The sequence below is a fragment of the Kineococcus auxinigenes genome (genome assembly GCF_050871525.1).
Taxonomy (GTDB): Bacteria; Actinomycetota; Actinomycetes; order Actinomycetales; family Kineococcaceae; genus Kineococcus.
In genome coordinates this window covers 1-8,559 of record NZ_JBKBCT010000111.1, presented here as the reverse complement: position 1 = coordinate 8,559, position 8,559 = coordinate 1, and the positions used below count along the sequence as shown (strand labels likewise).

The window sequence follows — 8,559 nt, the reverse complement described above, 5'->3', positions numbered from 1 at the left end:
GTCGAGGAAGTCGCGACTTCCTCGACCACCGCGGGGCGGGGGCGGGGTGGGGAGGGGGCGCGGGGAATGGCGGTGAGCGCCGGCCTGTTAGGCTGGGTGTGACGGTGTTGATGCCGTCCACTCAGCGGGCGAGTCGCCCGTGAGGTCGCTTGAGTCTCATCCCTCAGCTTCTGCGCGCAGCACCGTGCGCGCCCGCGCCTGGGGGCGGACCGCCTTAGCGGCCGCCGAACCACGTGGAGTTCCCTCCAGCATGCCTGAGTTCGACCGTTCGTACCGCTCTCCCCGCAACGACTCCTCCAGCGACTCCTGGGGCGACCGCTCCCGTCGCTCCGACCGCGACGGTTTCCGCGGCGAATCGCGCAACTACCGCCCCGAGGACCGTGGTCCCCGCTCCGGTGGTTCGGGCGGCTCCCGCGGCGCCTACGGCGGCCCCAGCAGCGCCTACCGCGGCCGCCGCACCGGCCCGCCGCGCAGCGCCCGCTCCTTCGCCCCCTCGGCGACCGAGCAGGCCCTGACCGCCGCCGAGCAGATCGAGGTCGCCGACCTCACCTTCGCCGAGCTGGGCCTGCCGGCCGAGCTCGTCGCCGCCCTGGAGCGGCGCGGCATGTCCAAGCCGTTCGCCATCCAGGCGCGCACCCTGCCCGACGGCATCGCCGGCCGGGACATCCTGGGCCGCGCCCGCACCGGCTCGGGCAAGACGCTGGGCTTCGGCCTGCCGATGCTGGCGCGCCTGGCCAACGGCCCGCGCCACCGCATCACCGGCGCCCCCCGCGGCCTGGTCCTCGTGCCCACCCGCGAGCTGGCCATGCAGGTCGCCGACGCGCTGCGCCCCCTGGGCGACGCGCTGGACCTGCGCATGTCCGTCGTCGTGGGCGGCGTGCCCTACAGCCGGCAGATGGCGGCGCTCTCGCGCGGCATCGACGTCCTCATCGCCACCCCCGGCCGCCTGGTGGACCTCATCGAGCGCGACGCCGTATCGCTGGGCGAGGTCGACGTCGCCGTCCTGGACGAGGCCGACCACATGGCCGACCTCGGCTTCCTGCCGAGCGTGCGCTCCATCCTGGAGGGCACCAAGCCCGGCGGGCAGCGCATGTTCTTCTCCGCCACCCTCGACCGCGGTGTCGAGGCCCTGGTGAACGACTTCCTCACCGACCCGGTGTTCCACGCGGCGCCGGCCGAGCCGGACTCCGTGGGCAACATGGAGCACCGCGTGTTCGCGCTGCGCCCGCACGACAAGCTGGCCGTCCTCACCGAGATCAGCCAGCGCCCCGCGCGCAGCATCTTCTTCGTGCGCACCAAGCTGGGCGCCCAGCGCCTGGCCGACCAGCTGCGCGAGGCCGGTGCGCCGGCGGAGGCCATCCACGGCGACCTGCGCCAGGCGCAGCGCTCCAAGGCGATCGACGCGTTCTCCGCGGGCGAGACCCGGGTCCTGGTGGCCACCGACGTCGCCGCGCGCGGCATCCACGTCGACGACGTCGACCTGGTCGTGCACGTCGACCCGCCGAACGACCACAAGGACTACCTGCACCGCTCGGGGCGCACCGCGCGCGCCGGCGCGAAGGGCACGGTCCTGGCGATCGCGCTGCCCGACCAGGTCCGCCGCTACGGCTGGCTGCACCGGGACGCGGGCGTGACCGCCAACGACGTGGAGCGCGTCGCCGCCGGCGACGAGACCGTGCGCGCGGTCGCCGAGTCCGGTGAGCCCGTCGTCATCAAGCCGCGCACCCGCCCCGAGCGGGAGAGCCGCGGCCCGCGCCGCGGCGGCTTCCGCGGTGGCCCGCGTCGCGACGGCGGTTCCCGCGGGGGCCCGCGCCGCGAGGGCGGCTACAGCGGCCCGCGTCGCGAGAGCGCCGCGCGCGACTGAAGTCCCGCGCCAGGTCCGCAGGGCCCCGTCCCCCTTCCAGGGGGGCGGGGCCCTGCGGCGTTCTGCGGTGCTGCTCCGGCCTGGCACAATCACACGGTGTTCGAGCGGCTTCGGAGCGTAGTCATCTCGGACGGTCGCAGCGCTGCGGCCGTCTTCGCCGCGCTCGGCTGGGTCCTGCTGCTGTGCGCGGGGCAGGTCCTGGCCGGCGGTGAGCGCCTGGTCGTCGTCCCCTGGCTGGCGCTGGGCCCGCTGGCGGCCTCCCTGGTGGTGGGGTGGCGCGGCACGGCCGTCACCGCCCTCGCCTCGGTGCTGGCCGTCGCCGCCCTGAGCGGCTGGCTCAGCGGCGACCTGGGCACCGGCACCGGTGAGGTCCGCGTGGCGGGCAGCGCCGCGCTGGCCGTCTTCGCCGTCGTCGGCGCCCACGTCCGCGTGCGCCGCGAGGAGCGCATCCGCTCGGTCGCGCAGGTGGCCGCCGTGGCCCAGACGGCCATCCAGCACCCCGTGCCCGCCCGCGTGGGCGACCTCGCCCTGGCCTCCCGCTACGTCTCCGCCAGCGCCGACGCGCTGGTGGGCGGCGACCTGTTCGACGTGGTGAGCACCGCCGACGGGGTGCGCGCGATCGTCGGGGACGTGCGCGGCAAGGGCCTGCCCGCGGTGCACACCGCCGCCGCCGTCCTGTCCGCCTTCCGGCACACCGCACCCCTGCCAGGCACCGGCCTGGACGAGGTGGCCCGCCGCGTGGAGGCCGCGATCCAGCCGCGGCTGGGGCCGGAGGACTTCGTCACGGCGGTGCTGTGCGCGGTGCACCCCGACGGGCGCCTGGACGTGGTGCTGTGCGGGCACCCCGCACCGCTGCTGCTGGCGCCCGGTCGCGACCCGGTCGCCGTGGGCCGCCACCCCGGCCCGCCGCTGGGGCTGGGGGTCGACCCGCGCGTGGAGAGCACCGCCCTGGGGGCCGGGCAGCGGCTGCTGCTGTTCACCGACGGGCTGGTCGAGGCGCGCGACGCGTCCGGGCGCTTCTTCGACCTCCAGGCGCAGGCCTCCTCCCTCGTGCAGGCGGGCGCGGAGCTGGACGACGGGCTGGAACGGCTCCTGGCCGCCGTGCGCCGGCACGTCGGCGGGCGCCTGGACGACGACCTGGCCGTGCTGCTGCTCGAGCGCGCCCCCGCCGGTCCCCCGGTGCACCGGGCGGGGGCGGGTGGTGCCGCCGCGGCGCGGGCGTGAGGATGGGGGTCCCCGGGCGCGGCGCGCCAGCGCGGCACCGGGCAGGACGCGACCCCGAACAGATCCCCGAGGAGGCCCCGTGCCCACCCGCACCGCCCGCACCGCCTGGACCGGCACCCTGGAGCAGGGTTCCGGCCAGGTCGAGCTGACCAGCTCGAAGGTCGGCACCTACGACGTGTCGTTCCCCAAGCGCGCCGCCGACGACGCCGGGGGCACCACGAGCCCCGAGGAGCTCATCGCCGCCGCCCACTCGTCCTGCTTCGCCATGCAGTTCTCCGCGCTGCTCGGCGAGGCCGGCGGCACCCCCGAGAACGTCGAGGTGCGCGCCGACGTCTCCCTCGGCCCGGACCCGGCCGGCGGTTTCCGCCTCACCGGCATCAAGCTCACCGTCACCGGTGAGGTCAGCGGCGTCGACGCCGAGACCTTCGCGCGCACCGCGCAGGCCGCCAAGGAGACCTGCCCGGTCTCCAAGGCGCTGACCGGTGTGGAGATCACGCTCGACGCGTCGATGGACTGACCGGCTCGACGGGCTGACCGGCTCCGCGCGTGCCGCCGGCGGGTGCGTCCCCGCCCCGCCGGCGGTGCGCGCGTCAGCCGGTGATCCCGGCCTCCTGGCACAGCGCGCTGGCCGCGCCCGCGCACAGCGCCTCGGCCGTCGTGTACCCGGAGTCCAGGACCTTCGAGCGGACCTCCGCCCTCCCCACCGCCTCCGGCTGCAGGAGCACCGTGGGCACCGCACCGGCGCCGTTGTCCGTCGTGGTCGTGGTCGCCGGTTCCTCGCCGGCCAGGACGTCGGCCACCAGGTCCGCGGTCGCGCGGGCCTGCGCGGGCAGGTCCTTGAACACCGTCATGGTCTGCGTCCCCGCCAGGATGCGCTGCAGCGCACCGACCTCCGCGTCCTGACCGGTGATCGGCACCCCGCCGTACCCGGCGGCGGTCAGCGCCTCCAGGGCCCCGGCGGCCAGGCCGTCGTAGGCGGTGTACACCCCCAGCAGGGGGCGCCCGCCCAGCTCGCGCAGCGCCGCCGCCATCTCCACCTCGGCCTGGTCCGCGCTCCAGCCGGCCACCGAGCGCTCGGCGGCGATCGTGACCTCCCCGTCCAGCACCGAGTGCGCCCCGGCGGCGAACAGGCCGGCGTTGTTGTCGCCCGGATCGCCCTGCAGCATCACCACGACGCCCTCGCCGGCGCGGTCGCCGACCGCGTCGAGGATCGCCTGCCCGCCGAGCTTCCCGACCGCACCGCCGTCGAAGGAGACGTAGTAGTCCAGGGGCGCGTCCCGCACCAGCCGGTCGTACGCCACCACCGGGACGTCCGCGGCGTCCGCGCTCCTCAGCAGCGAGCCGGCCTCGGCCCCGTCGGCCGCCACGACCACGAGGGCCTGCGCGCCGTCGGCCAGGGCCTGCTCGCCCTGCCGGTTCTGCTCGGCCTGGTCGGCGGCGGTGTACAGGTCGACCACGCAGTCCCCGCAGCGCTCCTGCAGCTGCACGGCGAAGTTCGGGTAGTCGTACGCCAGCGCGCGCATCGACGTGGCCGGGGCCAGGAACGCCACGTGGCGCTGCTCGCCCGCGGCCGCCGTCGTGGCCGCCGTCGTGGCGTCGTCGCCGCAACCGGCCAGGGACAGGGCGCCGAGGGCGGCGAGGAGGGCGGCGGTCCGGCGGGTGCGGTTCACGGGGGTCCTCCCGGAGGTGGGGGTGGTCGGGGTGGGCACGGTCGCGGCCGTCAGTACCGGAAGGTGGCGACGGTGGCGCGCATGCGGTCGGCCATCCCGGCCAGCTCGCGCACCGCGCGGTCGGACTCGGCGGCGCCCTCGCCGCTGACCTGGGCGGCGTTCGCGACCGTGCCGATCGTGCCGGCGATCTCGGTGGCGCCGTTCGCGGCGTCCCCGACCAGGCGGCTCATCTCCTGCGTCGTGGCCGCCTGCTCCTCCACCGCCGCGGCGATGGTGCCCTGGTAGTCGCTGATCTCGGCGATGACGGAGGAGATGCTGGAGATCGCCCCCACCGCCCGGTCCACGTCGCCCTGGATGGCCTGGATGCGCGTGGCGATGTCCTCGGTGGCGCGGGCCGTCTGCCCGGACAGCTCCTTGACCTCCCCGGCGACCACCGCGAAGCCCTTGCCGGCGTCGCCGGCGCGGGCCGCCTCGATGGTGGCGTTCAGCGCCAGCAGGTTCGTCTGCTCGGCGATGGAGGTGATGGTCTTGACCACGTCGCCGATCTCGGCGGAGGAGCGGCCCAGAGCGGCCATCGTCTCGCCCGTCTCGGTGGCGATGCCCACGGCGCGGCCGGCGACGTCCGCGGCGCGCGAGGCGTTGGAGGAGATCTCGGTGATGGACACGCCCATCTCCTCCGCACCGGCTGCGGCGCCGGCGATGTGGCCGCTGACGTCGTGCGCCGAGCGCGCCACCGTGCCGGCGCGCTCGGAGACGTCGCCGACGCTGCCGGAGATCGCCGAGGTGGTTGCCTGCAGCTCCCCGGCGGCGCGCGCCAGGGTGCCGGCGTCGGCGTCCAGGCCGGCGACGGTGCGGCGCATGCTCTCGGTGGCGGTGCGCAGCGCCTGCGCCATCCGGCCCACCTCGTCGCGGCGCTCGACGTCCGCGGTGGCGGTCAGGTCGCCCTCGGCGACGCGGCCCAGGACGTCGACGACCTGCCGCAGCGGGCGCACGACGAGGTTCGTCGTCCAGCGGGCCAGCAGGGCGGTGACGATCAGGCCGGCGGCCAGCACGGCGACCATCGTGGTGCGGGCCGTGGAGTAGGTGCCAGCGGCGGCGTCGACCGACGCCTGGGCGTGCTCCTCGCTCAGCTCGTCCAGCTCCAGCAGCGCCTGCTCGGCGTTGCCGGCCAGGATCGCCACGTTGCCCAGGTACAGCTGCTGGAACTTGGCCCGGTCGCCGTCCTCGCCGGAGGTGGCCAGCGGCATCAGGAACCCGTCGCGGGTGCCGCGGTAGGAGTCCCACCAGGTGGTGAACTCCCGCAGCTTCGCGCGCTGCGCCCCGGTGGTCAGGGAGGCCCCGTAGGAGTCGACCAGCTCGTCGACGTGCTCGTCGTCGGCCTGCACGCGCGCGGTGAGGTCGGCGCGGGCGACGTCGTCGGCGGCCAGGGCCAGGTTCGCCAGGTCCCGCTGGGACTGCAGGGCGCCGGCGCGCAGCTCGGCCAGGTCGGCGGCGGGCAGCAGGTCCTGCCGGTACACGTCGCCGGTGCGGGCGCTGACGTCGGACAGCCCGCCCAGGCCGACGGCCAGCAGGCCGGTGGAGACGGTGCAGGACAGCACGACGATCGCGCCGATCTTCGTGGCGACCGAGCGGTCGGCGAAGCGCCGGCGCGCGGGCGCGGCGGTGGGGGGCGTCGTCGTGCTCAAGGGGCCTCCATCGATCGGGCGCACCCCGCGAGCAGGGGTGACCGCACCCCATCGGCACGCCACCGGCACCGCTTGAGGCGCCCGGTCGGGGACGAGCCCGCGTCACCCCGCCGTGGTCACGGGGGCGGGTGCCGCGGCGAGGCGGCGCTCGGCCACGCCGGCGTGCGGCCACCGGGCCACCCGGTCCGGCAGCACCGGGCGGGTCGTGCGCAGCAGCGCGCGCACGGCACCGGCGGCGGCGCGGCGCCCCGGGGTGCGCGCCAGTCCGTAGCCGTCCGCGACGGACGGCGGCAGCAGGTCGGCGGTGACGCTGCGCACCAGCGCCGCGGTGCCCGGCAGGGGTGGACGGGTGCGCTGCGTGAGGATGCCGGCGGCGACGCGGCGCGCAGCGGGCGTGACGACCAGCCCGGCGACCGCCTCGTCCCAGTAGCGCTCGAAGTCGGCGGCGGTGGGCGGCAGCACCGCCTGCGGCACCGCGAACAACCGCGCGAAGGGCCAGGACTCCCGCCAGTGCCGCTCGCGCTCGTCCGCGCTCAGCGCCCGGCCGAGGTAGCGCTCCGCGACGCGGCGCGCGGTCCACACCAGCGTCGCGTGCACCCACAGCGCCAGGTGCGGGTCGCTCGCGCGGTAGGGCGTGCCGGCGGGGACGCCGGGGGCGTCCTCGCGCAGCGCGCCGCGCACCCGGGCGTGCTGCGCGCCGACCTCGCGCGCCGCCGACCGCGCCTGCGCGGTGTCGCCGAAGGTGACGGTGAGAGCGGCCTGCAGCGTCGCCAGCAGCCGGTGCGCCGGGCCCGCGGTGTAGTCGCTGTGCACCGCGACGCCCTCGGCGACGAGCGGGTGGGCGACCTGCAGCAGGATCGCCGCCGGCCCGCCCAGCACGGCGGCGCGCTCGGCGGTGACGGCGCGGAACACCCCGCCGGGCGCGCACACGCCCGGGTCGCCGGGCACGCCCGGGCCGGGCGGGGGCGGGAAGGCGGCGCGCAGGGGCAGGCGGGGCAGGGGCGGCTGGCCGGCCGGGGTGCTCACCGCACCCACCCTCGCCCCCGCCGGCCGGTCCCGCACGGGGGGCGGGACCGGCCGGCGCGTCGGGGCGTCAGGCGCGGGCGGCGCGCACGGCGTCGGCGAGCGTGGTGAGCGGGCGGCCGACCAGCCGCTGCAGGTCGTCGCGGTCGGTCTGCAGGTCACCGGCGGCGAGCGAGGCGTCCAGCGCGGCGACGAAGCCGGCCGTGCCCTCGTCCAGGCCCGTCGAGCGCAGGTGCGCGACGTGCTCCTCGGTGGACAGGTCGCGGTACGCCACGGGCGTGCCGGTGACCTCGGAGACCGTCGAGGCCAGCTCCGCCAGGGTGAAGGAGGTGCCGCCGAGCTCGTGGACGTGGTCCTCGCCGTCGTCGGCGAGCAGCGCGGCCGCCGCCGCGGCGGCGTAGTCGGCACGGGCGGCGGCCGAGACGCGCCCGTCGTGCGCCGAGCCGACGACCTCCCCGGCGGCCAGGTACCGCCCGAGGGCCTCGGTGTAGTTCTCCAGGTACCAGCCGTTGCGCAGCACGGTGGTGAGCAGGCCGCTGGCCGCCAGCGCCTCCTCGGTGGCCCGGTGGTCCGGTGCCAGGGGGTTGCCGGAGGTGTCCGCGCGCAGCAGGCTCGTGTAGGCGAGCCGCTGCACGCCGGCGGCCCGCGCCGCCTCGACGACGTTCGCGTGCTGGGCGACGCGCTGCCCGGGGGTGTCGCCGGAGACGAGCAGCACCCGGTCCACGCCGGTGAGCGCCTCGCGGAGGGTGTCCGGCTCGGAGTAGTCGCCGCGGAGGACCCGCACACCGCGCTCGGCCAGGTCGGCGGCCTTCTGCGGCGTGCGCGCGAGGGCGACGACGTCCCCGGCGGCGACGCCGCGGGCGAGGAGCTCCTCGACGACGAGGTGCCCCAGGTGCCCGCTGGCGGCGGTGACGGCGTAGGTGGTCATGGCGCTCTCCTCAGGTGGGTGCTGTGCTTTCGAAAGCACTAAGAGCGACCGGCAGTAGGCGGACCGGGCAGGGTGGCTCAAGCACTCGGTGAGGGTCTGGCGTGTCACGGACCCAGGCGAGCACGGGCCCCGGTGATCATGGAGTTCTCTACGCTTCAAGATCAC

At 76.8% G+C, this 8,559-nt stretch carries 7 protein-coding genes; 3 read left to right on the top strand and 4 right to left on the bottom strand.

Annotated features, from left to right (window positions below; genetic code table 11):
* Positions 1 to 250 precede the first annotated feature (250 nt).
* The 3 genes from ACRYR9_RS18985 to ACRYR9_RS18975 all read left to right on the top strand — a co-directional run bounded on the left by ACRYR9_RS18985 (position 251) and on the right by ACRYR9_RS18975 (position 3,605).
* Positions 251 to 1,864 (top strand): DEAD/DEAH box helicase, encoded by a 1,614-nt coding sequence (locus tag ACRYR9_RS18985; protein ID WP_432498862.1) that lies wholly within the window; start codon positions 251 to 253, stop codon positions 1,862 to 1,864.
* A 96-nt stretch (positions 1,865 to 1,960) separates the two neighbouring features.
* Positions 1,961 to 3,088 carry a PP2C family protein-serine/threonine phosphatase gene (locus tag ACRYR9_RS18980; protein WP_432498864.1) on the top strand — a complete coding sequence of 376 codons (1,128 nt, stop codon included), beginning with the start codon at positions 1,961 to 1,963 and terminating at the stop codon, positions 3,086 to 3,088.
* A gap of 79 nt (positions 3,089 to 3,167) precedes the next feature.
* The gene (locus ACRYR9_RS18975) at positions 3,168 to 3,605 is read left to right on the top strand and encodes an OsmC family peroxiredoxin (protein ID WP_432498866.1); all 438 of its coding nucleotides are present in this window, start codon (positions 3,168 to 3,170) and stop codon (positions 3,603 to 3,605) included.
* Positions 3,606 to 3,678: 73 nt separating this feature from the next.
* Here the strand turns inward: ACRYR9_RS18975 and ACRYR9_RS18970 are convergent, their stop codons facing one another.
* The 4 genes from ACRYR9_RS18970 to ACRYR9_RS18955 form a co-directional block, all read right to left on the bottom strand.
* A complete protein-coding gene (locus ACRYR9_RS18970) occupies positions 3,679 to 4,758 on the bottom strand; it encodes a sugar ABC transporter substrate-binding protein (protein WP_432498868.1) in 1,080 nt (359 codons plus the stop codon).
* 50 nt (positions 4,759 to 4,808) lie between these two features.
* Positions 4,809 to 6,443, bottom strand: a complete 1,635-nt coding sequence (locus tag ACRYR9_RS18965; RefSeq protein WP_432498871.1) for a methyl-accepting chemotaxis protein — start codon at positions 6,441 to 6,443, stop codon at positions 4,809 to 4,811.
* 102 nt (positions 6,444 to 6,545) lie between these two features.
* Positions 6,546 to 7,469 carry an oxygenase MpaB family protein gene (locus tag ACRYR9_RS18960; RefSeq protein WP_432498874.1) on the bottom strand — a complete coding sequence of 308 codons (924 nt, stop codon included), beginning with the start codon at positions 7,467 to 7,469 and terminating at the stop codon, positions 6,546 to 6,548.
* A gap of 67 nt (positions 7,470 to 7,536) precedes the next feature.
* Positions 7,537 to 8,394, bottom strand: a complete 858-nt coding sequence (locus ACRYR9_RS18955; RefSeq protein WP_432498877.1) for an NAD(P)H-binding protein — start codon at positions 8,392 to 8,394, stop codon at positions 7,537 to 7,539.
* Positions 8,395 to 8,559: the final 165 nt, after the last annotated feature.